Genomic DNA, 26,485 nt, shown 5'->3' on the forward strand with positions numbered 1-26,485 from the left:
CCTCGTACCTTCTCGTCTTTTAGCGCGCGCGCAGTTTGGTTGCCGGCGCCGCCGCTTCATTCGCGGCAGGGGGCGTCAGCAGGGCCAGAGCGCGCTCGCGCACGGTGTTGCGTGTCTCGTCATCCAATACGGGCGATCCCACCAAACGGTGCAGCCACATGCCGTCCATGGCGAGGGCCACCAGCAAGGCCATGGCGGGATCGTCGGAATCCTCGGTGAGGCGGCGGAAGCCGGCGCTGATCGTCTCCTCCAGGGGTTCCAGCAGGCTGGGATTGGTGGCGATCGCAGCCAGGAGCGCACAGCCGGCGGGATCCGTGGTCGGCGCCTCGGGATCGAAGGAGGTCGCGACCAGCGCCCGCGCCCAGCGATTGGCCCCGACCGGCAGAGCATCATAATGCTCCTGCTGCAGCCGGTCGCATTTATCGGCCAGCCGCGCCACCATGCCCTGGATCAGCGCTTCCTTGGTCTTGAAATGGTAGAGCACCCCGCCCTTGCTGATGCCGGCGAGGCGCGCGGCCTCGTCGAGAGTCAGGCTGCCCACGCCCTGCGTGCGCACGACGCTCAACGCGGCATCGATGATGTGGTCCCGGGTGCTCATGAAGTTTGATATGAACCCAATAGGAGAATTGGTCTGCTGCAGCGCGGGAAACTATACCGTCCGGACGGTATAGTCTAGTCACATTCATTAGGAATATTTACTCAGCGACTGAACGTGTTTCGGCCGCCGCCTGATCGCCTGCCGACCGCGCCACAGGCACCCGGTCCGCGGGGATGATGAGTGTCGCGGTGGTGCCCACCTCGATCCGGCTCGCCAGTTCGAGGCGGAAGCGGAGGCGGTCGCAGAGCATTTTGGTGATGGGGAGGCCGAGGCCGACACCGCTATTGGCGGCGACATAGGGGTTGCGGACGGAGCGCGAGAAGGGAACGAAAGCGTTCCGGAGATCATCGCTGCTCATGCCGATGCCGCTATCCTCTATCGCGACATGCAGGCTGCCATCCTCGGCGCGGGTGGCGCGGAGCGAGACCCGCCCACCAGGCCGCGTGTATTTCACCGCATTGGTCAGCAGGTTGGTGAGTATCTGCTTCAAGGGCGTTTCGTCGGTCAGGATCTGGAGGTCGGGCGGAAGATCGCTGGTCCAGACAATTTGTTTTTCGGCGTATTGGCGTTCCAGCATGCGGCGGATGCCATCAACGATCTCGGCCAAAGGCTGGGGATCGCGCCCGCCGCTGTCGAGGCCGTGATCGAAGCGCGAGAATTCCAGCACCTGTTCGATCATCTGCTGCAAGTGCCGGCCGAGGCCGATGATGTCGGCCAGATAAGAGCGTTCCCGTTCGCCCAGCTTGTCGGCGCTGGTCATTTCGAGAAGTTCCGAGAAGCCGATGATGCCGTTCAAGGGCGTGCGCAATTCGTGGCTCATATGCGCGAGAAACTCGGACTTGATCTGGCCGGCGCGGATCGCCTCGTCGAGCGCCAGTTGCGTGGCCTGGATCTGCGAGGAGAGGTTATGGGCCATGTCGAGCATGGCTTCCTCGGTCTGGCGGATTTCCTTGAAGCCGCCTTTGGCCGGCACCAATTCGTCGAATTGATGGCTGCGCACCCGGAGCGCATTCTTTTCCAGGCGCCGCAGACCGGCAACGATTGGCTGCGAGAGGGCAATGGCCGCCAGCACCGTGACGAGCGCGATGCCCGCGACCAGCCAGAAGACGGAATCGCGTACCGAGGCGAACCATCCCAGAGGGCCCGCGCGCGGCACGGCGACCCCGACCAGCCAGGAGAGGCCATGGAAGTCGAACGGACTGAGTTCGGCGAGATAGGACGTGCCGTTCCAGTCGAGGGTACGATAGCCGATCGGCTGCAAGCTGCCCGGCGACATGCCGGCCGCCCAGACGGCGGCAAGGAGCGAGTCCTTGAGATCGGTTACGGCAGCGAGGTTCTGGCCGACACGGTGAGCAGCGCCCCGCGTGGTCAAGGGGGCCGACAATTCGGAGGCGGCGACGATACCGGCATCGCCGGTCACCAGAAAGGCGCGGCCACCGATTTCCGTCTCGAGCTGGCCGAAGAAATTCGAGAGATCACCCAGGGTAATATCGACGCCGATGACACAGGCCATGACGCCCGCCTCGCAATGCGCGGAGCGCGCCATGGTGACGCCGGGCCGCTGGTTGGTCCAGAACATGTAGGGTTCGGTCCAGCCGCTGTTGAGGCCTCGCGTCGCCGCCGCGTACCAGGGCCGCAGGCGCGGGTCGTAGCCATCGATCATGGATTCGTCCGGCACGATCTCCTCATAGAAGGCATTGCGCCAGGTGACGGTCACCTGGCGGGCGCGGCGGCCCTCGCGGATCGTCTTGAACATGAAGTGATCGCCGGCCACCGTCTGGACACGCATGACATAGGTGAAGCCGCCATCCTCGTAGCCGACATACATGCCGGCGAGATAGGGATTCGACATCAATTGCTGCCACAGATAACGCATCAGGCGCGGCCGGTCGGTGGCATCGAGCGAACGCTCGTCGATCATGCGCGCGGTGAGTTCGGCCATGCGTTCGGCCTGGGTCAAGAACGCCGTCGAGCGCGACATGATGTGGCTGCCGGCGCTGCGCATCAGGGATTGCGCGGCATGATCGGCGCCACGCTGGGCAATGATCAGGCCGCCGCCGATGATGGCAAGCGCCGAGAGGCCAACCAGCAACGGCAGAGCAACCAGCAATACCGTGCGAACCGACCAGGATGCCGCCATGCGTCGCAAGAATGCTCCTAAAAATTGGTAAAACCGGCGCCAGTGTGAGGTTTCAGACCTTACAATACCCGACCCATTGCGCAAGAAGTGTTAACATGACGCGACGCGACGGCGCCCAGAATCAGCCCATGCGGGGGTTTTTCGGCATCTTGATCGAGATCATCCGGGGCGGGTGCCAAGTCGAATGCGGGCAATTCAGTCGCTGGAGGGGGCAGAAGTGATCCGCCGCGACATCCCATCTGACAGCCTCGCCGATTTGCTCGGTTCGGAGCGTGGCCTGACCGATGCCGAAATCGTCCTGCGGCGGGACCGCTTTGGTTTCAATGACATCCTCGCCTCCGGTCCCTCGCCCTGGCGCCTGCTGCTCCAGGACACGGCACGCGACCCGATGATCTGGTTCCTAATTACGATGAGCGTGCTCTATGCCGTCATCGGCGCCTATCGGGACGCCGCCATCCTGATGGCGGCGCTGGTCCCGCTTCTCGGCATGGACGCCTATCTGCACCGACGCACGATGGCATCGACGCAAGGGCTGGCGAAGCGCCTTGCCGCCACCTGCACGGCGATTCGCGATGGAGCGCCGCGGATCATCGCGGCGCGCGATCTGGTGCCGGGCGATTTCGTGCATCTCAATCCGGGGGATCTCGTGCCCGCGGATGGGATCGTCTTTTCCGGCGCCGATATCCAGGTGGATGAATCGAGCCTCACAGGCGAATCCTATCCGGCGCGGAAGATGCCGCGCGGCGCGGCGGTGGAGGGCGATCATTGGGTCCTGGCCGGCACGCGCCTGCTGGCCGGCACGGCCAAGATCCGCATTGCCTATACCGGGGCTGCGACTCTCTATGGCGAGATTGCGCGCTCGGCTGAAATCGGCGGCCATGCACACACGCCCCTGCAGGCGGCGATCGGCAGATTGGTCGGCATCCTGCTGGTGATCGCCGTTGCGATCTGCCTCGCTTTGGCGGCGATCCGGTACTGGCAGGGTTATGGCCTGCTCGACGCGGTGATGAGCGCTCTCACTTTGGCGGTCGCCGCTTTGCCGGAAGAATTTCCGGTGGTCTTCACCTTCTATCTGGGCGTCGGGGTCTATCGCCTGGCACAGCGGCAGGCCCTGGTCCGCCGCGCCGTCGCCGTGGAAAATATCGGCCGCGTCACCTGTATCTGCTCGGACAAGACCGGAACGCTCACCGAAGGGCGCCTGGAGCTCGCCCATGCCGAGCCCATCGCCGGCCTTGCGCCCGAGAAACTGGTCGGCCTGGCCTTGAGTGTGGCCGATCCGGCGAGCACCGACCCGCTGGACGTCGCGCTGGCGAACTGGCAGCGGCGGGAGAATGCGGCCGCCATGTCAGCGCCACGCATCGCGAGCTATCCCTTCACCGAGGCACGGCGGCGCGAGACGACACTGCTGCGCGCGGCAGACGGCGCCTTGTCGGCGATCATGAAGGGGGCGCCGGAGAATGTGCTGGCCATGTGCAGCGACAGCGAGACAGTAAAGGTTGCCTGGGCAGAGAAAGTCACCGCTTACGCCACGGGCGGCCACAAGGTGATCGCCTGCGCCACGCAGCGCATCGCCGCCGAAAGCTGGGACGGGCAGGAACCGGAATCCGGTTTCGTCTTCGCCGGTCTCATGGCCTTCGAGGACCGCCTGCGTGACGGGGTCCGCGAGGCGGTCGATGCCTGCCGCGCCGGCGGCATCCGTGTCGTCATCATCACCGGCGACCATCCCGTGACGGCAGAGGCCATCGGCAGAGAGATCGGCCTCAGAGACGGCCGGCCCGTCGTGGCGCTGGCGGATGAGGTGATCGGTCCGGCGGCCGATCCCGCCTTGCTGCGCGAGGTCGACGTGATCGCCCGCGCGGCCCCCACGCAGAAGCTCGATCTGGTAAAGTCCTTGCGGCGTGGCGGGGAGATCGTGGCGGTAACCGGCGACGGCATCAACGATGTGCCTGCCCTGCAGGCCGCCGATATCGGCATCGCCATGGGCGAGCGAGGCACGCAGAGCGCCCGCGAAATCGCCGCCATCGTGCTGCTCGACGACAATTTCCGCACCATCGTGCGCGCGATCGCGGAAGGACGGCAGCTCTTTGCCAATCTCGCCGCGAGCTTTGCCTATCTCCTCATGGTGCACATCGCCTTCGTGGGGACGGCGGCGGCCATTCCATTCTTCGGCTATCCCCTGCTCTATCTGCCGCTCCATATCATCTGGCTGGAGCTGATCATCCATCCCACCGCGATGCTGGTTTTCCAGGATGCGGCCAGGTCGGACGGCCGCGTGCCGACACGATCCCAGCGCGGCGCGCACTTCTTCAGCACGCGGGATTGGTGGGTGATCGGCATCACGGGCAGCCTGCTCGCCCTCATCGTCGCCGGGTTGTTTATCGCCGCACTCGAGCTTCAGGCCGATATTGCCACGGCGCGCAGCCTCGCTCTGCTGGCCCTCGTCACCGCCAGCGCCACGATAACCGCCGCCCTCAGCTATCCCGGCAACAAAACGGGCTGGATGGTGATCGGCGGCAGCGTCGCCAGCGTCATCGCTTTCGTCGAGCTGCCGGCGCTCGCCGAATGGGCGCATCTCTCCCCGCTTCCCGCCGCGCAAGGCCTCGCGGCAATGCTTGCTGGCATGGGTGGCGGCAGCCTCGCCTGGCTGCTGCGGCGGCGCGCGCTCAGCCGGTGATGTTGACCACAGTCGGACCGATCACCTCGGCGCGCGGCGTCACGCCGAGGCCGGGCGCGGTGCTGGCTGCCATGCGACCGTGATTCCGCGTGGGGCCGCCCTCGGCGATCGAGCGTGTCACATAGGAGTTGAAATCGGTCGCCGAGAAGAGGAGTTCCGGCGGCGTCGAATGAGCGAGATGGGCGATGGCGGAAGTCGCGATGTCGCCACCCCAGGTATCCTCGATGGTCATGGCGATTCCCAATGCCTGGCAGAGATCGCGGATCTGCTTGGCCTTGGTGAGGCCGCCCACCTTGCTGATCTTCAAGTTGATCACGTCCATGGCGAGATCGGCCTGACCCTTCAGGACGGCCGCGAGTGAATCGATCACTTCGTCGAGGATGAAGGGCCGCGCGGTGCGGCGGCGGATGGCGAGGCATTCCTCATAGGACATGCAGGGCTGTTCGATATAGACGTCGATGTCGCGGACCGCGTCGACCACGCGCGCCGCTTCGTGCATCAGCCAGCCGGTATTGGCATCGGCGATCAGCACGTCGCCCCGTTGCAATTCGGCGGCGCAGGCCTTGATGCGGTCGATGTCGGTATCGGGATCGCTGCCGACCTTGAGCTGAAACTTGGTATAGCCTTCGGCACGGTATTGATGCACGCGCTTGGCCATCTCGGCCGGGCTTTCTTGGCTGATGGCGCGGTAGAGCTTGAAATCAGCGCCGAAGCGGCCGCCGAGCAGGGTGACGACCGGAAGCCCCGTGGCCTTGCCCAGGATGTCCCAGCAGGCGACGTCGATGCCCGATTTCACGTAAGGATGCCCGCGCATCGCCTGGTCCATGCGCTGGTTGAGCACGGCGAGATCGCGCGGATCGAGACCGAGGAGCTTGGGGCCGATCTCCTTCAAGCCCGTGCGCACACCCTCGGCATAAGAGGGAAGATAGGCCGAGCCCAGCGGGCAGACCTCGCCATAGCCGGTGATCCCGGCATCGGTCTCGACCGCGATCACGGTCGAATCGAAGATGGTGACGGCATTGCCGCCGGACCACTTGTAGGTGCCCTCATGCAGCGGCAATTCGACACGATGGGCGCGGATGGCGGTGATTTTCATGGATGGTCACTCGTTCTGTCGCCTCCTCCCCCCTTCAGGGGGGAGGTCGGGAGGGGGGCACGGGTTGGCACCTTATCGCGCAAGAGTCTTCGCTGTCATGCCCCCACCCTGCCCTCCCCCTGAAGGGGGAGGGGAAAACAAAGGATCTCGCCGCTACTCCTCCACCTCAACCTCGATCTCGCTTTGCAGCACCCGTTTGGTGAGGGCGAAAGAAAAGCCGGCGCGGGCCATGGCGGCGAGGTCACGTTTTTCCTGGGCGAGGCGCTGTTCGCCGGCGATGTGGCGCGCGCGATAGGGACCGAGGCGCCGGCGCTTGGCATAGGTGATGGCAGCGGCGAGCTCGGTGTCGCCGAATTCCTCGGTGAGGGCGGCCATTGCCTCGCCGCGGGTGGCGGCATCGACACCGAACCCGGCCAGCTTGGCACTGACCTGGCGGCGCGAGGTGCCGCGGCGGGTGAGGCTGGCCGCCTTCATCCCGGCAAAGGCGCCGTCATCGAGAAGCTTCTTCGCCACCAGGGACTGGATCACAGCCGGCACCTTTTCCAGCAGGCTTTCCGGATCGTCGCCATGGAAATGCGCGGCGCGGCGGATGCGACGGATCAGCATCTCCGCGACACGCTTTTCGGTCGTGGCGAAGCGAGCCAGGTAATCCATGGCGATCGTTTCAAGATCGCCCGGCCCGATGCGGCGTGGCTTCTTTTCGCGCTTGTTCTGCATGGTTTGCGTTTCCTCGCAGCCAGCATTGCAGATTCTGTTGGGCCATGCACTGGAAAGAAGACCCCGGATTGTCTATCAATGCGGGCCGCATCGTGGGGGGATGATCGATGACCGAGTCCGTGTTCGCCGCCGCTTACAAGAATGAGAGCTTCTGGTGGGAAGACGCGCCGCGCCCAGAGCGCCGCGCCACCACCCTGCCCAGCCGCGTCGATGTGCTGGTGATCGGGTCTGGCTATACCGGTCTGATGGCGGCGCGGGAAACCGCCAAGGCCGGCCGCTCGACCCTGGTGCTGGATGCCGAGGCCGCCGGTTTCGGCTGCTCCAGCCGCAATGGCGGACAGGTTTCGACCAGCATCAAGCCGAGTGTGGGCGAGATGTCCGGCCGCATGGGCGAGGAAGTCGCCCGCGGTGTGCGCCAGGAAGGCATCAACGCGCTTTCCTATATCAGCGATTTCGTGCGCTCGGAGAACCTCGCCTGCGATTGGGCGCAGGTTGGGCGCTATCACGCCGCCCATAACACCAAGCAATACGATGCCCTCGCCAAGGCCGCGGCGGCACAGCCGCAGGGCCTCGCCGTGCCCTATGAGATGGTGAGCAAGACCGATCAGGCGAAAGAGATCGATACCGCCTTCTATCATGGCGGCGTCGTCTATCCGCAGCATGCCTCGCTGCATCCGGGGAAGTTCCACAACGAGATGCTGCGCGTCACCGAAGCGGCCGGCGCCCAGGTGGTGGCTTATTGCCCGGTGACGGCGATCGAAAAGGACGGCGCCGGCTTCATCGTCACGACGCCTCTCGGCAAGGTCTCGGCGCGCGACGTGGTGGTGGCGACCAACGGCTATACCGGGCCGCTCAATCCGTGGCAGCGGCGGCGCGTGATTCCGATCGGGTCCTATATCATCGCCACCGAGGAATTGCCGCTCGACCTCACCAGCCGGTTGCTGCCCACCAACCGCGTCATCTCGGACACCCGGAAGCTGGTTTTCTATTACCGCCTGTCGCCGGACAAGAAGCGCGTGATCTTCGGCGGCCGCGTCGCCTTCATGGAGAACGACCCCAAAGTGAGCGCGCCCCGGCTCCATTACTGGATGTCGCTGGTGTTTCCGGAATTGAAATCCACCAAGGTCACCCATAGCTGGATGGGCTATGTTGCCTATACCTTCGACACGCTGCCGCATCTCGGAAAGCAGGACGGGCTTTATTACGCCATGGGCTATTGCGGCTCGGGGATTTCGCTCGCCACCTATTTCGGCGCGAAGATCGGCCAGCAGGTGCTGGGCAAGAAGGACGGCGACAGCCCGCTCACCAACGTGCCCTTCCAGACCCGCCCGCTCTATTCCGGCGCGCCCTGGTTCCTGGCGCCCTCGATCCTCTATTATCGCATCCGGGATTCGCTGCCGATTTGATCGCTCACCTGCGCGCCCTAAAGAAGCAGCGCAGCAACTCGGCGCTGCGGGATTCGGCATCGGCGGGACCGGCGATCACTTCCGGGCGGTGGTGGCAGGTGGGAAGGGTGTAGAATTTGGGGCCATGGGCGATGCCGCCGCCCTTGGGATCAGGGGCGGCGTAATGGACCTTGCGCAGGCGCGCGAAGGAGATGGCGGCCGCGCACATGGCGCAGGGTTCGAGCGTCACATAGAGATCGGCATAGGGCAGCCGCTTCTGCTGGCGGCCGGTCGCCACGGCGCGGATCACCAGCATCTCGGCATGGGCCGTGGGGTCGTGCCATTCCTCGACCCGGTTATGATCGGCGGCCAGCACCTCGCCGGTCGCGGGATCGACGAGGACGGCGCCGATCGGCACTTCGCCGCGGGCATAGGCGGCCTCGGCCTGGCGGAAGGCGAGATCCATGAAATCGACGGGGGGATGGGCGGCAAGCTCGGTCATGGACGCCAATTTCGGCCGGGATCGGCGCCCGGTCAAGCCTCGGCCCTTGTACCCAACCCGCTGATATGAAATAGCTTCGGGCAGAGAGCCACCCTGCCCCACCCGGAGCCAAGCTGCCATGACCACCCCCCTCATCGGCCTCACCTTGGATGTCGATGCCCCGCGCGGCATTCAGAAGGCGCCGCATTATTCCCTGCGCGCCACCTATACCGGCGCCGTCGCGGCGGCCGGCGGATTGCCGCTCTGCCTGCCCCATGAACCCAATATGGTCGAGGCCTATGCCGACACGATCGCCGGCCTGGTCGTGACCGGGGGCGGCTTCGACATCGACCCGGCGCATTTCGGCGACAACACCAAGCATGCGACCGTGCGCACCAAGGACGGCCGCACCCATTTCGAACTCGGCATCGTCAAGGCAATGCTGAAGCGCAACAAGCCGGTCCTGGGCATCTGCGGCGGCGAGCAATTGATCAACGTCATTCTCGGCGGGACGCTGATCCAGCATATCGAGGACGAGGTGAAGGATTCGGTGCTGCACGAACAGCCGAATCCGCGGACCGAGCCCGGCCACAAGGTGAAGCTCACCGAAGGCTCGCTGCTGCAGCGGATCGTGGGCGGCAGCGAGTTGCCGGTGAATTCCGCACATCACCAGGCGGTGAAAGCGGTGGGTGACGGTGTCGTCGTCAACGCGACGGCACCCGACGGCGTCATCGAGGGGATCGAGGACCCGCGCTATCGCTTCTGCCTTGGGGTGCAATGGCATCCGGAACTCAATGTCAGTGCCGGCGACGGCAAAATCTTCACCGCCTTCATTGAGGCCGCGAAAGCAGCATGAACAGCAAGACAAAAACGACGCATCCCGGCGAGCGTATCGCCAAGGTGATGGCGCGCGCCGGCCTCTGCTCGCGGCGCGATGCGGAAGGCTGGATCACGGCCGGGCGCGTCAGCGTCAACGGCCAGAAGCTGAGCTCGGCCGCCGTCAACGTTCAGGCCAATGACATCGTGCTGGTCGACGGCAAGCCGCTTCCCGACAAGGAAGGGGCGCGGGTCTGGCTCTATTACAAGCCCAAGGGCTTGATGACGACGGCGCGCGATCCGGAAGGGCGCCCGACCGTGTTCGAGCGCCTGCCGCCCGAGATGCCGCGCGTCATCTCGATCGGACGCCTCGATCTCAACTCCGAAGGCCTGCTGCTGCTCACCAATGACGGCGAGTTGGCGCGGCGACTGGAACTTCCCTCGACCGCCTGGGTGCGGCGCTACCGGGTGCGCGTCAATGGCCGCATCGATCCGACCATTCTGGATCAGGTGAGGGGCGGCATCACCATCGAGGGCGTGCGCTATGGCCCGATCGAGGCGGCGGTCGACCGCCAGCAGGGCGCCAATGCCTGGATCACGATGGGCCTCACCGAGGGCAAGAACCGCGAGATCCGCCGCATCTGCCAGCATTTCGGCTGGCCGGTGAGCCGCCTCATCCGCATTTCCTACGGCCCCTTCCAACTGGGCGAGATGGAGCCGGGCCAGGTCACGGAAGTGAAAGGCAAGCTGCTGAAGGACCAGTTGAAGTTCGGCAATGAGTGGAAGCCGGAACTTTCGAAGGCCGTCTCGCAGGTGCCGGCACAGATGGTACGGGAAGAGAAAAAGGCGCAGGACGAGCGGAAATACCCGGAAGCACGCAAGCGCTGGAGCGACAAGCCGGCGGCCAAGGCGCGTGAAGCGGAGTCGCGCGAAAGCAGCCCGGCGAAGACCGGCCGGCAAAAGGCGCCGGATAGCAAACCTCGTCGCTTCGAGAAACCCAGCAAGCCGTCAACAAAATCGGACAAGGCAGGCAAGTTCGACGCGGAAGCGCGCAAGCTTGCCGCCAGGATCGACGGCACGCTGAAGCTCGGCCGCATCATCGACAAGAAGCCGGAAAATGCGGAAGACGCGACCTCTTCCGCTAAAGCGAAGCGGCGCGGGCCGCGCAATGCCGGCCAGCAGAAGCCGAAGCAAAAGTCGAAACGCGATGCGAATCGATTCCGGTAGCCATCGCGGCACGCGCCTCGTCGTGCCGGAGGGAAAGGATATCCGCCCCACCTCCGACCGCGCACGGCAGGCGATCTTCAATATTCTGGTTCACGGCCATGACGCTGTGGCGGATTCAAAAGTGCTCGATGTCTTCGCTGGCTCGGGGGCACTCGGCCTCGAGGCTTTGTCGCGCGGAGCCGCGTCCCTCGTCGCCATGGAGCGCGAGCGTATCGCCGCCGATTGTATCAAGCAGAATGCCGCTGCCTGCCATGAAACAGAGCGCACGACGATCCTGCTGGGCGACGCGACGCAGCCGCCGGCCGCGCATCGCTACGGCAAATTCGCCCCCTGCGATCTCGTTTTCCTAGACCCGCCCTATAATCAGGATCTCGTCACGCCCACCCTCGCCGCTTTGGCGCGACAGGGCTGGATCGCCGGCAAGGCGCTCATCGTCGCGGAGATGGGTGGGCGCGATGCGTTTGCGCCGCCCGAAGGTTTCACGCCGGTCGATGAGCGCCGCTACGGCAAGGCGCGGGTCGTGCTGCTGCGGTATGAAGTGGCTTAGTTCACTTGTCATCCTCCGCGAAGGCGGAGGATCCACGAGTTGCTTTCTTCAGCTGCAAACGAACTCGTGGATGGTCCGCCTTCGCGGACCATGACAATTGAGTAAGCGTTTTCGTAGTTACCTTCGCCCGAACAGGCGTTCGATGTCGCTGAGCTTCAGTTCCACATAGGTGGGGCGGCCGTGATTGCATTGGCCGGAATGGGGTGTCGCTTCCATCTGGCGGAGAAGCGCGTCCATTTCGGGACCGGTCAATTGGCGCCCGGCGCGCACCGAACCGTGGCAGGCCATGGTGCCGCAGATGTCTTCGAGCCGTTCCTTCAATTTGAAGGCGGCACCCAATTCCAGAATCTCCTCGGCGAGGTCGCGCGCCAGACTCTTCACATCGCTCTGGCCGAGGAGCGCCGGCACTTCGCGGACCGCGACGGCGTCGTTGCCGAAGGCTTCGATGACGAGACCAAGTTCCTCGAGCTCCGCCGCGCGCGACAGAAGTGCGTTGGTGAGTTTGGAGGGCATCTCGACGATTTCGGGAATGAGCAGCGCCTGGCGCCGGACCCCCTGCCCTGCCAGAGCCGCCTTCATCCGTTCCAGCACCAGGCGTTCATGGGCCGCGTGCTGATCGACGATGACGATACCGTCTTTGGTTTGCGCCACGACATAGGTGCCGAAAAGCTGGGCGCGGGCGGTGCCCAGCGGATAATCGTTGGGTGCTGCTTCCGGCGCCGGGGCGACCGGCATGGAAGGCCGTGCCATCTCGGAGGAGAGCGGCGCACAGGCCGACATCGCTGCTTGCGCGGCCCCGGCGCTGAAACCGCCGCCGCTGCGCGGCATCGCGGCATAAGAGGCGGGCGGCGCGGAGACACCCGACATGGGTGCCAAAGCCGCGAGGGTCTGGCCCGCCACCGTGGTCGAGGCGCGGTGGCCGGCGGCATCGAGGGCGCGGCGGATGCCGCCGACCAACAGGCCACGCACCAACGCCGCGTCCTGGAAGCGCACCTCGGCCTTGGCGGGATGTACGTTGACGTCGACCAGTTCCGGCGGGCAATCGATGAAGAGCGCCACCAGCGGATGCCGGTCCCGCGCCAGGAAATCCTGATAGGCGCCGCGGATCGCCCCTTGCAGCAGCCGGTCGCGCACCGGGCGGCCGTTGACGAAGAGATATTGCATCGAGGACGTGGCGCGGTTGAGCGTCGGCAATCCGGCAAAGCCGGAGAGGCGGAAGCCTTCGCGTTCGACATCGAGCGCCACCGCGTTGTCCGAGAAATCGCGCCCCATGACATCGCCAAGACGCTTCAGTTGCGCAGCACCCGGCTGGTCGACGAGATCGGCTTTGGCGGCATCGAGGCGCAAGACATTGCGGCCATCATCGGTGAGGGCGAAGGCGACATCGGGATGCGCCATGGCGAGGCGTTCCAGGATCTCGACCACCGCATTCTGTTCCGAGCGCGCGGTTTTCAGGAATTTGAGGCGCGCTGGCACGGCGTAGAAGAGATCGCGGAGTTCCACCCGCGTGCCGGCGGAAAGAGCGGTCGGCTCAGGGCCGGTCTTCATGCCACCTTCGACACGGATGATCCAGGCCTCCTCCGCCCCGCGCGCGCGGCTGGCGATGGAGAGGCGCCCGACCGCGCCGATCGAAGGCAGAGCCTCGCCGCGAAAGCCGAAGAAACCGATATGGACCAGATCGTCATCAGGGAGTTTCGAGGTGGCGTGGCGTTCGATGGCGAGTTCCAATTCCGGCGGGCGCATGCCATGGCCGTCATCGGTGACGCTGATGAAGCTCTTGCCGCCCTCGCGCAATTCGACGACGACGCGGGACGCCCCGGCATCGATGCTGTTTTCGACCAGTTCCTTCACCACCGAAGCGGGTCGTTCGATGACCTCGCCGGCGGCGATCTGGTTGACGAGATTGGCGGGCAGGAGACGAATCGGCATGGGCTGAAGTCTAGACCGGTTTCAAGCGCAGTTGTACCGCCACAAGGTCATGCTTGCCCTCCCATCCGCGGGATGGCTGAATGGCGCCCGCGCAAGCCAGGGGGAGCCAGCGGAACATGAGCAGCGACACGGGTGAATTTCCGAGCGGTGAGGATTATGGCCGTTCCCTCAAGGGGTTCGGCATCAATCTGCTGGTCCGCGACGTGGCGAAGACCGTGGCTTTTTCCCGCGACATCCTGCAGGCGGAAATCGCCATTGCGGATAGGGACTTTGCCGTGCTGCGGCACCGGGTGGCCGGCCGGGTGCTGGCCGAATGGATGCTGCATGCGGATGCGACCTATCACAGCAATCCACTCCTCGGCCTCGTTCCCGCCGACGGGCCACGTGGGACCGGGGCGGAACTCCGGCTCTATCACCTCGACCCGGATCAGGCGGTCGCGCGAGCGAAGGCCGGCGATTATGTCGTCCTCGCGGAACCCGCCGACAAGCCACATGGCATGCGCGAGGCCTATATCCTCGATCCCGACGGCTATTGCTGGGTGGTGAGCCTGCCGCTGGCGAAGAAGCCCGACTAGTTCCGCTTCGCGTAATCCCGGTACCAGGCGACGAAATTGCGGATGGCGAGATCGAGCGGTGTTTGGGGTTCGTAGCCGAGATCCTGGCGGCTCAGGGTAAGATCGGCCCAGGTCGCCGGCACGTCGCCCGCCGCCGGCGGATGGACGTTGCGCTCGGCCTTGGCGCCGCAGGCGTCTTCGATGAGGCCGATCAAATGGTTGAGCGTCACCGGCCGGTCGCTGCCGAGATTATAGAGGCGGTGCGGCTGGGATTCGTCACGCGCCGGCGGGCGGTCGAGGGCGGCGATCACGCCGGCGACGATGTCGTCGATATAGGTGAAGTCGCGCGAGACGCTGCCATCACCGAAGACCTCGATCTTGCGGCCTTCGAGGATCGCCTGGGTGAAGCGGAAATAGGCCATGTCGGGGCGGCCCCAGGGACCGATCACAGTGAAGAAGCGCAAGCCCGTCAGCGGCAGGCGGTAGAGCTGGGCATAGGAGATGCTCATCAGCTCGTCGGCGCGTTTGGTGGCGGCATAGAGCGAGGCCGGCTGGTCCACCGGATCGTCGATGGCGAAGGGCACCCGCTTGCTGTTGCCATAGACCGAGCTGGAACTCGCATAGACGGTATGGGCGACGTTGGGGAGATGCCGCGCCAGTTCGAGGATGTTGAGATGGCCCGAGATATTGGGGCCGACATATTCGGTCGGGTGATCGATAGAATGGCGCACGCCGGCCTGGGCCGCCAGATGCACGATGCCGGTGATCTGATCGCGGTGATGATGGATCGCGGCACCCAAAGCCGGGGCGCGGCCGATATCGGCAAAGACGTAGCGGAAATTGGGGTGGCGCTCCAGGCGATGCAAGCGCGCCTGTTTGATATGCGTGTCGTAATAGGCGTTCATGTTGTCAACGCCGAGCACGCGCTGGCCACGAGCGAGCAGCGCCTCGGCGACATGGAAGCCGATGAAACCGGCGACACCGGTTACGAGGATGGTCATGGGATGGATCAGGCCTTGATGACGTTGCGGCCGCGCCAGCCGGCGCGGGCCATGCGGTTGCGGGTGTCGAGGATCAATCGGGCGCCCTGGCCGATGGCGCGATAATCGATGCTGTCGTGATCGGTGACGATGAGCACGGCGTCGGCGCGTTTGAGATTGGCGGGGCTGAGCGCCACCGAGCGGCGGCCGGCGAGATGCGGATGCTCGCGCGAGGGTTTCACCGAAGTGATGATGGGATCGTGGTAATCGACCTTGGCGCCCAGCTCTTCCAGCAGATCGATCAGGGTCAGCGCCGGGCTTTCGCGCATGTCGTCGACATTCTTCTTGTAGGCAAGGCCGACGATGAGGATGCGGGCACCTTTCACCGCCTTGCCGGCGCGATCGCTCAGAGCCTCGGTCAACCGGCCGATGACATAGCGTGGCATCGCCGTATTGATCTCGCCCGCCAATTCGATGAAGCGGGTGGCGATGCCGAATTCCCGCGCCTTCCAGGTAAGGTAGAAGGGATCGATCGGGATGCAATGGCCGCCGAGGCCGGGGCCGGGATAAAAGGGCATGAAGCCGAAGGGCTTGGTCTTGGCGGCGTCGATCACCTCCCAGACGTCGATGCCCATGGCATCGAAGATCACCTTCAACTCGTTGACCAGGGCGATGTTGACGGAGCGGAAGATGTTTTCGGTGAGTTTCACCGCCTCGGCGGTGGCGGGGCTGGAGGCCGGGACCGTCTTCACCACGGCGGCGTTGTAGAGCGCCAAGGCAAGTTCCAGGGCGTCAGCGCCATCGCCGCCGACCACCTTGGGAATGGCCGCCGTGCCGTATTGCTCGTTGCCGGGATCTTCGCGTTCCGGCGAATAGGCGAGGAAGAAATCGCGCCCCGATTTGAGGCCGCGCGCTTCCAACTCGGGCTTCACCACCTCGTCGGTGGTACCGGGATAGGTGCTGGATTCGAGGACGATGAGCTGGCCCTTCTGCAGATGCCGTCCGATCTCGCGCGCGGTATTGGCGACGTAAGAGAGATCGGGATCGCGCTGGCGCGAGAGTGGGGTGGGTACGCAGATGATGATTGCATCCATCCGCTTGAGCTGCGCGAAATCGCTGCTGGCCGAGAGCGTGCCCGCCTTCACCAGGGGAGCGATGCGCTTGCCAGGGATGTGGCGGATATAGGAGCGGCCCTGGGCCAGTTTCCCGGTCTTCGCGGTATCGATGTCGAAACCGGTCACCGGGAAGCCCTTTTCGGCAAACAGGCAGGCAAGCGGCAATCCGACATAACCGAGGCCGATGATGCCGATGCGGGCCCGCCCGGCGGCAATGCGCGCCGCCAGTTTCCGGGCTGGTGAGGTTGCGGATTTTCGCTTTGTTGCCATGACTTAAGCCAACTCCTGGGATGGGGCGCACCCTAGCAAGGAACGCCTCCAAACGCCACACCTTGACCTTCCCATCATTGGAAGGACCATATGGAGAGGGCGATCGTTCAAAACGCCCCAAGGAAAGCGATTATGACTACCAGCGAATTGCGCCTCGACATTACCGGCATGACCTGTGCCGCCTGCGCCACCAGGATCGAGAAGGTCCTGAAGCGCCTGCCCGGCGTGGAATCGGCGGCGGTCAACCTCGCCAGCGAGCAGGCGGTGGTGAAATCGAGCGCACCCTTGAGCCGCGACACCGTGAGGAAAGCGGTGGAAGGCGCCGGTTACGGCGTGCGCGACGAGAAGGGCGAAGAAAAACCGGACCATGAAGCCTGGTGGCTGCTACTGGGTGCCGCACTGACGCTGCCTTTGGTGGCGCCGATGCTCCTCGAATTCGCCACCGGCCAAATCTGGGCCCTGCCGCCCTGGGTGCAATTGCTGTTGGCGATCCCCGTGCAATTCGGCCTGGGCCTGCCCTTCTATCTGGGCGCCTGGCGGGCCTTGCGGGGATTCAGCGGCAATATGGACCTGCTGGTTGCGATCGGCACCAGCGCCGCCTTCGGCCTCAGTCTCTATCTGATGGCCACCCATCCGCATCATCTCTATTTCGAATCGGCGGCGGTCATCATCGTGCTGGTGCGGCTCGGGAAATGGCTGGAGAAGCGGGCGAAGAAGCGCACCCTCTCGGCGCTCTCGGCGCTCAACGCCTTGTGGCCGGCCAGCGCCATCGTGCGGCGAGACGGGCGCGAGAGCGAGATCCCGCTGCAGGAGCTCGCGACCGGCGATATCGCCATCATCCGCGCCGGTGCCCGCATCCCGGCCGATGGCCGCATCCTCAAGGGCGAGAGCGAGCTGGACGAGGCGCTGATCACCGGCGAGAGCCGACCGCGCGCGGTGGCGCCCGGCGACCGCGTCATCGGCGGCGCCGTCAATGGCATGGGTGCGCTCGAGGTGGAGATCGCCGCCGTGGGGGCCGAGACCATGCTGGCCCGCATCATCCGCATGGTGACTGAAGCGCAGGGTGCCAAGGCGCCGATCCAGCGCTTGGCCGATAGGGTCTCGGCGGTGTTCGTGCCGATCGTGCTGGTGATCGCCGCCCTCACTTTCATCGGCTGGGTGATGGCGGGGGGCGGCGTGGAAGCCGGCCTCATCAACGCGGTCGCCGTGCTGGTGATCGCCTGCCCTTGCGCGCTTGGCCTCGCGACACCGACGGCGATCATGGTAGGGGTCGGCGTCGGCGCGAAGAATGGCATCCTTATCCGCGATGCGGCGGCCTTGGAAACGGCCGGTCAGATCGATCTGGTCGCCTTCGATAAGACGGGGACACTCACCGAAGGCAAGCCCTATCTCAAGAAGGTCGAAGCCGTTGCCGGCGGCGATTCCGATCGGGCGCTGGTGATCGCCACGGCCTTGCAGGCCGGCAGCACGCATGCTTTGGCCGACGCCTTGCGCGGCGCTGCTGGAGACCGCGCGCTGCCGGCGGCGGAAGGCGCCGAGGTCATCGCCGGGCGCGGTGTGACAGCAAGGATCGAGGGGCGGCACTACATGCTGGGAACGGCACGGATGATGGCGGAAGCGGGTCTTGATGTCAGTGGGTTCAAGGAACTGGCCGCGCATCTGGCGCAGGATGGGGCGAGCATCTCGTATCTTGCCGAGACGGCGCCCGGGAAATCGCTCATCGCCCTCTTCGCCTTTGCCGACAGGCTGAAGGCGAGCGCGCCGGCGGCGATCGCGGCCCTTCACAAGCTGAATGTCCGCGCGCTGATGCTGACCGGCGACAACAAGGGGGCAGCCGCGAAGATCGCACAGGAACTGGGCCTTGACGATGTGCGCGCGGAATTGCTGCCGGCGGACAAGACCCAGGCCATCAACGAGTTGAAGAGGGATGGCGCCAAGGTCGCCATGGTCGGTGACGGCGTCAACGACGCACCGGCTTTGGCCAGCGCCGATCTGGGCCTCGCCATGGCGACCGGGACCGATGTCGCCATCGAGACGGCAGGCATTGCACTGATGCGCGGTGATCCCGCTTTGGTGCCACAGGCAATCTCGCTCGCGCGTGCCACCAGCCGCAAGATCAAGGAAAACCTCGCCTGGGCCTTCGTCTTCAACGTGTTGGGACTGCCGCTGGCGGCCTTCGGGTACCTCACGCCGATCCTGGCGGGAGCGGCCATGGCCCTCTCCTCGGTCGCGGTGGTCAGCAACGCGCTCATGCTCAATCGTTGGAGGCCGTGATGCAACAAACGCTCAATATCGGCGAGGCGGCGAAAGCGAGCGGTGTCTCGGCGAAGATGATCCGGCACTATGAATCGATCGGCCTGCTGCCGCGCGCGCAAAGGAGCAACGGCAATTACCGGCTCTATGGACCGCAGGAGGTGCACAATCTCCGCTTCATCCACCGCGCGCGGTCATTGGGCTTTCCGCTGGAGACGATCCGCGAACTGCTGGCCCTGTGGCGCAACCGGCAGCGCTCGAGTGCCAGTGTAAAGAAACTCGCCATGGCGCATGTGGCAACCCTGGAAGCCAAGATCGCGGAGATGCAGGCGATGGCGGCAACGTTGAAGCACCTCGCCCATCATTGCCATGGCGATAGCCGCCCGGATTGCCCGATTCTGGAGAACCTGGCGGATTAGAACCTGATGACGCGCTTCAAGATCGGAAGGGGGGCGTCGGTCGCTTCGCGGCCGATGCGGAAGGTGAGCGAACGGCCGCCGCCTTCGAGGCGATAGACACCACCCTTATCGAGCGGATTGGCCTCGTCGGTCAGGGCGGCGATGCCGTCGACGATCTTGATCCGCCGCAGATGGCCGGGATTGTGCCGGTCCTCGATGGTTATCTCCTGCAGGTCCGGCGCAATGACAATGGGATGGCGCGTCGCCAGGGCGAATTTGGCCTCGGCCGCGACGGCGTCGCCGGAAGCGGGTTGGTCCGGCTGACGGAAGGCCAAGGCGGCGCTTTGATTGGCCTGTTCCGGCGTGAGGGCCAAAGCCAGCGGATCGCAGGCCACCGCCTGGCGCGAGACGCTGCCGCCGGTCACCGTGGATTGCGTGCCGCCGATGACGATGGTCCCGCCGCGGATGTTCTCGCGCTGGCAGGAATCGAGATAGGAGATGATGGCGCCCTGATCTGGGTCGAGAGTGAGGCTGTCGCCGTCGCGCAATAGATCGAGCGGCGCCACGGCAGCAACACCGGGTGTCACATCCTCGACGATGGCGACGGGCTTGGCCGGTTGCGCCTGAGCGACGCCGATACCGGCAAACCAGAACAACGCCACCGCCACTGTCGGCAAATTTGCAGAGTGAAGCATGGAGCGCATCCGTAAATGGCGGGCACATCTTTGGCGCGCGCCCCGGAACGTGTCAATTCGGGCGAGTTGACCGAATGGAAAATCCCCGGTCATTCAACAAGTCACCGGATCGTGCATCAAGGCCGGTTGCCCTCGGCCAAGTTGAGTGGCAAGATTAGCTGTACACAGGAATAATAAGCGACGCTCGAACGTCGCGGAACCACGATCCCCGGCCCTGACCGGGGACAGGCAAACAGGAAGGTGTCGGGAGATGAACAAGCGAGATCTATTGAGCGCCATGAAGGCCGGGCGCCTGTCGCGGCGCGATATGATGAAGATCATGTCGGCGGCGGGCGTCGGCATGGCGGTACTGCCGGTGCGTCGCGCCAATGCCGCCGACGAGGCCATCAATTTCACCTGGGAAGGCTATAACGAGCCCGGCTTCCATCCGGCTTATACCGCTAAACACGGTGCCGAGCCGGAAGGCCCCTACTTTGCCGATATCGGCGAAGCGCTCGCCAAGGTCCGGAGCGGTTTTGTGGTCGACGTGGTGCATCCCTGCAGCGTCGATCTCGGTACCTGGAAGCAAGCCGGCGTCACCCAGGCGATCGATACCAGCCGCCTCACCCATTTCGGCGATTTGTTCGAGACCCTGACCAAGATCGATTTCGCTCAAGGCGATAACGGCGAACAGCTCTTCATCCCGGTCGATTGGGGCAATACCTCGGTGCTCTACCGCCCCGACCTTTTCGAGGTGAAGGAAGAATCCTGGTCGATGATGTGGGACGAGCGCTATGCGGGCCAGCTCTCCATGTCGGCCGACGCCACGGAAGCCGTCGCCATCGCCGGCATTCTCCTGGGCGTCAAGGATCCCTTCAACCTGACCGACGAGGAACTGGCCAAGGCCAAGGAATTGCTGGTCAAGCAGAAGCCTCTGATGCGCTTCTACTGGGACAGCAACTCGACAGTCGAACAGGCACTCGCCTCGGGCGAGTTGATCGCGGCCACAGGCTGGAACAGTTCGGTCCAGACGCTGAAAGGCCAGGGCGTGCCGATCGCCTATGCCAATCCGAAGGAAGGCATCATGAGCTATTGCTGCGGCCTCGTGCTGATGAAGGACGCGCCGCATCTCGACAAGGCTTATGACCTGATTGATGCCATGATCGCGCCGGAAGCTGGCAAGTGGCTGATCGAATCCTATGGTTATGGCCACTCGAACAAGAAGACGTTCGAGACGATCGACGAAGCGATCCTGACCGACCGCAACCTGCCGAAGGACCCCAATACGTTCTTCGCCAAGGGCATCTTCCAGAAGCCGACCCATGATCCCGACCGCCTTCACAAGATGTTCGAAGAAGTGAAAGCCGGCGCCTGAGTCTGATCGGGCTTTATCGATCGGACCATGAATCGGGACCGGGGGTGGGGACGCCCCGGTCCCGATTTATTGCAGCAGCGGCAGGAGCATCATGACAGCAATGGTATCGGGCGCGTCGCCCATTCAAGATGACGCAGCCATAAAGCGACGCCCGGAATGGCTGGACGGGATATGGCTGCTGGCGCCGACCCTTCTCATCGTCGTCGGCATGATGCTGGTGCCGTTGCTTGCCATCATCATCGTCAGCTTCTGGACCCAGACCGGGTTCGAGTTGGAAGCCACCTGGACGCTGCAGAACTACGCGCTGCTGTTCCAGCCGGAAGGCAATCTCTACCGCATTCTCATCGTGAAATCGCTGTGGGTTTCGTTCGTCGCCACCGCCGCCGTGGTGCTGCTGGCCTATCCCATGGCCTATTTCATGGCGTTCCGGATCGAGCGGGGCAAGCTGATCTGGATCATCTTGCTCACCGTTCCCTTCTGGACCAGCTATCTTTTGCGCGTCTTTGCCTGGAAGGTGATCCTGGGCTTCAACGGCGTCATCAATTCCGGCTTGAAGGCGCTCCACATCATCGACAAGCCACTGGAGTTCCTGCTCTACAACCCGGCCTCGGTCACCATCACGCTGGCGCATGCCTGGGCGGCCTATGCGGTGCTGCCCATCTATGTGAGCCTCGAAAAGATCGACCGCTCGTATCTGGAAGCGGCGACCGATCTCGGTGATTCCAAATGGAAGCGCTTCTGGCGCATCACCTTCCCGCTCTCGCTGCCCGGCACCATCGCCGCCATCCTGCTGGTCTTCATCCCGACGGTCGGCGATTACATCACGCCGACCCTGGTCGGCGGACCGTCGGGCATCATGATCGGCAATTCGATCGCGACACAATTCATCAAGTCGAACAATGCGCCGCTGGGTGCCGCCCTTTCCTGCGTCATGATGCTGGCGATCACTCTCGCGGTCTGCCTGTTCCTGGCCATCATCGGCAAGAAGCGGTTAAAGGGGGCGGATCTCTGATGATGGATTTCCTCCGCCGCCACACCAATTTCCTGTCGCTCTTCGCGGTTTGCTATCTGCTGTTCCTCTATGTGCCGGTGCTGTTGCTGCCGCTGTTCTCGTTCAACGACAACATCTATGTGACCCTGCCGCTCAAAGGTTTCACTCTGAAATGGTATGAGGCGCTGATCCACAACAAGGCGCTGCTGTCAGCGGTGTGGGCGAGCGTCAAGGTCGGCATCGGTGTTTCGCTGTTCAGCACTTTGTTCGGCCTGATGGCGGCGCGGGCGATGACGCGCTATCGCTTTCCCGGACGGCGCAGCCTGTATGCCCTCATCATGCTGCCGCTGGTCATCCCCTATATGGTGATCGGTGTCTCGACCCTGGTGATCCTGCGGCGCCTGCTCGATGTCGAACTGGATCTGTGGACCGTCGGCGCCTCGCATGTGCTCATCACCGTGCCACTTTCCATGCTGGTGCTGATGGCGCGCATGGAGGGCTTCGACCGCAGCCTGGAGGAAGCCTCGCGCGATCTCGGCGATTCCGCCTGGAAGAGCTTCCGCCGGGTGACCTTGCCGCTGGTGATGCCGGGCATCGTCTCTAGTTTCCTGCTGTGCTTCATCACCTCGTTCGACGAATATCTGCTGGCCTTCTTCCTGGCGGGGAGCGACGCCACGCTGCCCATCTTCATTTTCAGCAGCCTCAGATTCCCCAACAAGCTTCCCGATGTCTTGGCGTTGGGCTCACTCATTCTCATGGTTTCGATCGTGCTGGTCGTGTTTGCCGAATGGCTGCGCCGGCGCGGTGTTTCCGGCAGCGATTCTTCGGTCATTTGAGGACACCATGGCGCCATCCAACGACAATTCGATGATCTCGCTGCGCAACGTCACGAAGCGCTTCGGAAATTTTGCCGCGGTCGATGCCGCCACTTTCGACATCGCAGCGGGCGAGTTCTTTTCCCTGCTGGGCCCGTCCGGCTGCGGCAAGACCACGCTTTTACGCATGATCGGCGGTTTCGAGCAACAGACATCAGGCGAGATCCTGATCGATGGCGAGCCGATGGGCACGAGGCCGCCCAACCAGCGCCCGACCAACATGGTGTTCCAATCCTACGCCATCTTTCCACACCTGGATGTCGCCGAGAACATCGCCTATGGCCTCGCCAATCGGCCGGTCGACAAGGCGACGATCGCGAAGAAGGTCGACATGGCGCTGGAGATGATGCGCCTGTCCGGCCTCGGCAAGCGCCGCACCAATCAGCTTTCCGGCGGCCAGCGGCAGCGCGTGGCCCTCGCCCGCGCCATCGTCTGCGAACCCAAGGTGCTGCTGCTCGATGAACCCCTGGGCGCCCTCGACAAGAAGCTGCGCGAGGAAATGCAGATCGAACTCCGCCAACTGCAAAAATCGCTCGGCATCACCTTCATCTTCGTGACACACGACCAGGAAGAGGCACTCTCGCTCTCGGACCGCATCGCAGTGATGGCGCGCGGCAAGGTGCTGCAGATCGACAGCGCCACGGCGCTCTATGAGCGGCCTAACTGCCGTGAAGTGGCAGGCTTCATCGGCAACATGAATTTTTTCGACGGCCGCATTGCCGCGATCGAGAACGGTCAGGCGGTGATCGAGATCGGGCCCGACCAGCGGGTGAAGGTGCCAGTCAACGGCCATGCCGCCGCTGCGGGCCAAAGCGCCATCCTGGCCATCCGCCCGGAAAAGATCGATGCCACCATGACCGCCCCCGCGCCGGGCCAGAACGCGATTCGGGCCCGGGCGCGGGCCAGTTCCTATCTGGGCGACCGCAGCCTGATCCTGGCGGATTGGCGGGTGGATGCGGCACCTATTTCCGTTTCGTTGCAAAACCGCCACAGCCTTGCAGGATCAGGGAATTTTCCAGCGCAGGACCAGGATCTATGGTTAACTTGGCCTGTTGAGGCCGGAGTCCTGCTGAGCGAGTGACATCCGCTACGGGGCCCTACTTGAGTCGGCCTTGATTGATTCCGCGGTGCAGCGTAAAGAATTAATATGCTTTATCATGCCATTGAGGCGCAGTACCTGGCGCTGACGCCTTTCCGGATCGCCGCCGACGCTTGGCGCGATCTGCTCGCTCATCCTCATAATCCGCTGGCCGAGACGACACTGCACCGGGCGGGGGCCGCTGCCTGGGAGATCATGGCACGGGCCGCGAGACGCCATGGCCGGCCTGAATTCGGCATCACGGAAGTCGAGGTCGCCGGCAAGAAGGTGGCTGTGACCGAGCGCCTGGTTCAGGGCGAGCCGTTCTGCCACCTCATTCATTTCGAACGCGCGCTGGAAAAGCCGCGCAAGGATCCGAAGATCCTGCTGGTGGCCCCGCTTTCCGGCCATTTCGCGACTCTGGTGCGCGACACGATCGAGAGCCTGCTGGCCGAGCATGAGGTCTATGTCACCGATTGGCAGGACGCGCGCGAAGTGCCCTTGAGCGAAGGCGTGTTCGGTTTCGAGGATTACGTCGACACGCTGATCCGCAGCCTGCGCAAGCTGGGCAGCGGCGTCTCGGTGCTGGCGATCTGCCAGCCGGCGCCTGCCGCCATCGTTGCCGCCAGCATGATGGCCGAGGCTAAGGATCCGGCGACACCGCGCAATCTCATCCTGATGGGCGGCCCGATCGACACGCAGCGCGGGCCGACCGAGGTTACCAAGCTAGCCAAGCAGCACACGATGGCGACCTTCGAGGCGGCGGCGGTGCATCACGTGCCGCCGATGCATCCGGGTGCCGGGCGCCGGGTCTATCCGGGCCTGCTGCAGCTCTCGGGCTTCATGTCGCTCAATCCCGACCGGCATTTGAAGGCGCATATCGATTTCCTCTGGGCCCATGCCAAAGGCGACAATCAATTCGCCACCGCGCATCGCCGCTTCTATGAGGAATATCTGGCGGTGATGGATCTCGATGCGAAATTCTATCTCGATACCGTGCGCATCGTCTTCCAGGAGCATGCCCTGGTGAACGGGACGCTGAAGCATCGCGGGCAATTGGTCAATCCGGGCGCCTTGAAGCAGATCGGCCTGATGACCATCGAAGGTGGGCGCGACGACATCACCGGCGCCGGGCAATGCCATGCCGCGCATATCGTCTGCCGCAAGGTGCAGGACAAGCTGCGCCTGGAAGTGACCGAGACGAAGGTCGGCCATTACGGCCTGTTCAGCGGCCGCAACTGGCGCGAACGCATCTGCCCGGCCATCCGCGATTTCATCCGGACGGAGAGCAGATGAAGAAGGCCGCAGACACGCGGCCTTTCTGGCAGACGACGCCCCTTTCCAAGATGACGCCGTCGCAATGGGAGAGTCTGTGCGACGGCTGCGGAAAATGCTGTCTCGTCAAGCTGCGCGACGCCGACACCAACGAAGTGCTGTTCACCAACATCGCCTGCAAGCAGTTGGATCTCCGTTCCTGCCGCTGCAAGGATTATGAAAACCGGAAAGAGATCGTACCGGATTGCGTGCAGCTATCCCCGCGCAATCTCGGCCGCATCGACTGGCTGCCCGAGACCTGCGCCTACAAGCTGGTACACAGAGGCGAGGATCTCCCCTGGTGGCATCCGCTGATTTCGGGAACACAGAAGACCGTGCATCAGGCCGGTATTTCCGTGAAGCGCCGCGCCATCTCCGAGACCCGCGCCGGCGAGCCGGAAGATCACCTCGTCGACTGGGCGAGTTGAGGGTTGGCGCTAAGTCGTCATGCCCGGACTTGATCCGGGCATCCGTCAAAAAGCGAACAATCTCACCAAGCCGCCCCTGATCCCCGGGTCAAGCCCGGGGATGACGTGCAGGAAAGATTCCGCATCGTCCCCTATGCGTCTTCGGTGGGCAGCCAGGGGATGCGGGCGATGTCGATGCCTTCGTCGGTGAGTTCCTGGTGCTGCTCTTCGCTCGCTTCACCATAGATGCCGCGGGCTTCGGTTTCGCCGTAGTGAATCTTGCGCGCCTCGTCGGCGAAGCGGTCGCCGACATAATCGCAATTCTCTTCCACCTTGCGGCGGACCTCGGCCAATTGCTCGCGCATGTTCTTGGCCATCACCGCCATGTTGGCGCTGGTCATGGCGGAATCCGACTTCTTGCCGATTCTGGGTGCCATCAATGCCTTGCCGACCTTGCGGTCACCGCATTCCGGGCATTCCACCAGCTTGCGGGACAATTGGCGGTCAGCCGTATTGCCATCCTTGAACCAGATTTCAAAGCTGTGGCCCTGGCCGCAATTGAGTTCGAATAGGATCATTTTCTAGAATACC

The 26,485-nt window shown here is 64.0% G+C and carries 24 protein-coding genes; 14 read left to right on the forward strand and 10 right to left on the reverse strand.

Annotation, left to right across the window (positions count from 1 at the left end; genetic code table 11):
* Positions 1–19: 19 nt before the first annotated feature.
* Both ACE3PR_RS18335 and ACE3PR_RS18340 read right to left on the reverse strand, forming a co-directional pair.
* On the reverse strand, positions 20–598 hold the full coding sequence (locus ACE3PR_RS18335) for a TetR/AcrR family transcriptional regulator (RefSeq protein WP_374374958.1): 579 nt from the start codon (positions 596–598) through the stop codon (positions 20–22).
* Between the two features lie 97 nt (positions 599–695).
* On the reverse strand, positions 696–2,738 hold the full coding sequence (locus ACE3PR_RS18340; RefSeq protein ID WP_374374960.1) for an ATP-binding protein: 2,043 nt from the start codon (positions 2,736–2,738) through the stop codon (positions 696–698).
* A gap of 184 nt (positions 2,739–2,922) precedes the next feature.
* On the opposite strand from ACE3PR_RS18340, the gene ACE3PR_RS18345 reads away from it, so the two are divergent.
* Positions 2,923–5,412: a cation-translocating P-type ATPase gene (locus ACE3PR_RS18345; protein ID WP_374374962.1), complete on the forward strand. Its 2,490-nt coding sequence runs from the start codon at positions 2,923–2,925 to the stop codon at positions 5,410–5,412.
* Here the strand turns inward: ACE3PR_RS18345 and ACE3PR_RS18350 are convergent.
* The gene (locus tag ACE3PR_RS18350; protein ID WP_374374965.1) at positions 5,402–6,508 is read right to left on the reverse strand and encodes a cis-3-hydroxy-L-proline dehydratase; all 1,107 of its coding nucleotides are present in this window, start codon (positions 6,506–6,508) and stop codon (positions 5,402–5,404) included. The genes ACE3PR_RS18345 and ACE3PR_RS18350 overlap by 11 nt on opposite strands.
* A 153-nt stretch (positions 6,509–6,661) precedes the next feature.
* On the reverse strand, positions 6,662–7,225 hold the full coding sequence (locus ACE3PR_RS18355; protein WP_374374967.1) for a regulatory protein RecX: 564 nt from the start codon (positions 7,223–7,225) through the stop codon (positions 6,662–6,664).
* Positions 7,226–7,332: 107 nt separating this feature from the next.
* Between ACE3PR_RS18355 and ACE3PR_RS18360 the strand changes: the two genes are divergently transcribed.
* A complete protein-coding gene (locus tag ACE3PR_RS18360) occupies positions 7,333–8,631 on the forward strand; it encodes an NAD(P)/FAD-dependent oxidoreductase (RefSeq protein ID WP_374374970.1) in 1,299 nt (432 codons plus the stop codon).
* Between the two features lie 4 nt (positions 8,632–8,635).
* On the opposite strand, the gene ACE3PR_RS18365 is transcribed toward ACE3PR_RS18360, so the two are convergent.
* Positions 8,636–9,112, reverse strand: coding sequence for a nucleoside deaminase (locus ACE3PR_RS18365; protein WP_374374972.1), 477 nt, complete (start codon positions 9,110–9,112; stop codon positions 8,636–8,638).
* Between the two features lie 118 nt (positions 9,113–9,230).
* Here ACE3PR_RS18365 and ACE3PR_RS18370 point away from each other — a divergent pair, with 118 nt between their 5' ends.
* From ACE3PR_RS18370 to rsmD, 3 genes are read left to right on the forward strand one after another with little or no spacing between them, the layout of a single operon-like run.
* Positions 9,231–9,947 (forward strand): gamma-glutamyl-gamma-aminobutyrate hydrolase family protein, encoded by a 717-nt coding sequence (locus tag ACE3PR_RS18370; RefSeq protein WP_374374976.1) that lies wholly within the window; start codon positions 9,231–9,233, stop codon positions 9,945–9,947.
* Positions 9,944–11,134 carry a pseudouridine synthase gene (locus ACE3PR_RS18375; RefSeq protein WP_374374979.1) on the forward strand — a complete coding sequence of 397 codons (1,191 nt, stop codon included), beginning with the start codon at positions 9,944–9,946 and terminating at the stop codon, positions 11,132–11,134. Before ACE3PR_RS18370 ends, ACE3PR_RS18375 begins: the two co-directional genes overlap by 4 nt.
* Positions 11,115–11,681 carry a 16S rRNA (guanine(966)-N(2))-methyltransferase RsmD gene (gene rsmD / locus ACE3PR_RS18380; protein WP_374374981.1) on the forward strand — a complete coding sequence of 189 codons (567 nt, stop codon included), beginning with the start codon at positions 11,115–11,117 and terminating at the stop codon, positions 11,679–11,681. Before ACE3PR_RS18375 ends, rsmD begins: the two co-directional genes overlap by 20 nt.
* Before the next feature lie 117 nt (positions 11,682–11,798).
* Here the strand turns inward: rsmD and mutL are convergent, their stop codons facing one another.
* Entirely contained in the window at positions 11,799–13,610 is a 1,812-nt protein-coding gene (gene mutL, locus ACE3PR_RS18385) for a DNA mismatch repair endonuclease MutL (RefSeq protein WP_374374985.1), read from the reverse strand.
* A 116-nt stretch (positions 13,611–13,726) separates the two neighbouring features.
* Between mutL and ACE3PR_RS18390 the strand changes: the two genes are divergently transcribed.
* Complete coding sequence (locus ACE3PR_RS18390; RefSeq protein WP_374374987.1) at positions 13,727–14,185, forward strand: VOC family protein; 459 nt, start codon at positions 13,727–13,729, stop codon at positions 14,183–14,185.
* On the opposite strand, the gene ACE3PR_RS18395 is transcribed toward ACE3PR_RS18390, so the two are convergent.
* Entirely contained in the window at positions 14,182–15,165 is a 984-nt protein-coding gene (locus tag ACE3PR_RS18395; protein WP_374374989.1) for an NAD-dependent epimerase/dehydratase family protein, read from the reverse strand. The two genes, ACE3PR_RS18390 and ACE3PR_RS18395, sit on opposite strands and share 4 nt — an antisense overlap.
* Positions 15,166–15,173: 8 nt before the next feature.
* Positions 15,174–16,529 carry a nucleotide sugar dehydrogenase gene (locus ACE3PR_RS18400; protein ID WP_374374993.1) on the reverse strand — a complete coding sequence of 452 codons (1,356 nt, stop codon included), beginning with the start codon at positions 16,527–16,529 and terminating at the stop codon, positions 15,174–15,176.
* A 132-nt stretch (positions 16,530–16,661) separates the two neighbouring features.
* On the opposite strand from ACE3PR_RS18400, the gene ACE3PR_RS18405 reads away from it, so the two are divergent.
* Positions 16,662–18,803 carry a heavy metal translocating P-type ATPase gene (locus ACE3PR_RS18405; RefSeq protein ID WP_374374995.1) on the forward strand — a complete coding sequence of 714 codons (2,142 nt, stop codon included), beginning with the start codon at positions 16,662–16,664 and terminating at the stop codon, positions 18,801–18,803.
* Positions 18,803–19,201, forward strand: a complete 399-nt coding sequence (gene cueR, locus ACE3PR_RS18410; protein ID WP_374374997.1) for a Cu(I)-responsive transcriptional regulator — start codon at positions 18,803–18,805, stop codon at positions 19,199–19,201. The genes ACE3PR_RS18405 and cueR overlap by 1 nt, the downstream gene beginning before the upstream one ends.
* Here the strand turns inward: cueR and ACE3PR_RS18415 are convergent.
* Positions 19,198–19,875: a hypothetical protein gene (locus ACE3PR_RS18415; protein ID WP_374374999.1), complete on the reverse strand. Its 678-nt coding sequence runs from the start codon at positions 19,873–19,875 to the stop codon at positions 19,198–19,200. The two genes, cueR and ACE3PR_RS18415, sit on opposite strands and share 4 nt — an antisense overlap.
* Before the next feature lie 250 nt (positions 19,876–20,125).
* On the opposite strand from ACE3PR_RS18415, the gene ACE3PR_RS18420 reads away from it, so the two are divergent.
* From ACE3PR_RS18420 to ACE3PR_RS18445, 6 genes are all read left to right on the forward strand, one after another.
* Positions 20,126–21,229: a PotD/PotF family extracellular solute-binding protein gene (locus ACE3PR_RS18420; RefSeq protein ID WP_374375001.1), complete on the forward strand. Its 1,104-nt coding sequence runs from the start codon at positions 20,126–20,128 to the stop codon at positions 21,227–21,229.
* A 91-nt stretch (positions 21,230–21,320) separates the two neighbouring features.
* Positions 21,321–22,241: an ABC transporter permease gene (locus ACE3PR_RS18425; RefSeq protein ID WP_374375004.1), complete on the forward strand. Its 921-nt coding sequence runs from the start codon at positions 21,321–21,323 to the stop codon at positions 22,239–22,241.
* Complete coding sequence (locus tag ACE3PR_RS18430; RefSeq protein ID WP_374375007.1) at positions 22,241–23,056, forward strand: ABC transporter permease; 816 nt, start codon at positions 22,241–22,243, stop codon at positions 23,054–23,056. The genes ACE3PR_RS18425 and ACE3PR_RS18430 overlap by 1 nt, the downstream gene beginning before the upstream one ends.
* A 7-nt stretch (positions 23,057–23,063) precedes the next feature.
* Complete coding sequence (locus tag ACE3PR_RS18435) at positions 23,064–24,176, forward strand: ABC transporter ATP-binding protein (protein ID WP_374375009.1); 1,113 nt, start codon at positions 23,064–23,066, stop codon at positions 24,174–24,176.
* 66 nt (positions 24,177–24,242) lie between these two features.
* Positions 24,243–25,469, forward strand: coding sequence for a polyhydroxyalkanoate depolymerase (gene phaZ, locus ACE3PR_RS18440; RefSeq protein ID WP_374375011.1), 1,227 nt, complete (start codon positions 24,243–24,245; stop codon positions 25,467–25,469).
* Positions 25,466–25,915: a YcgN family cysteine cluster protein gene (locus ACE3PR_RS18445; protein WP_374375013.1), complete on the forward strand. Its 450-nt coding sequence runs from the start codon at positions 25,466–25,468 to the stop codon at positions 25,913–25,915. The genes phaZ and ACE3PR_RS18445 overlap by 4 nt, the downstream gene beginning before the upstream one ends.
* Before the next feature lie 131 nt (positions 25,916–26,046).
* Here the strand turns inward: ACE3PR_RS18445 and ACE3PR_RS18450 are convergent, their stop codons facing one another.
* Positions 26,047–26,472, reverse strand: a complete 426-nt coding sequence (locus ACE3PR_RS18450) for a DUF1178 family protein (protein WP_374375015.1) — start codon at positions 26,470–26,472, stop codon at positions 26,047–26,049.
* Positions 26,473–26,485 lie beyond the last annotated feature (13 nt).

This window comes from Dongia sp. (genome assembly GCF_041909655.1).
Taxonomy (GTDB): domain Bacteria; phylum Pseudomonadota; class Alphaproteobacteria; order Dongiales; family Dongiaceae; genus Dongia.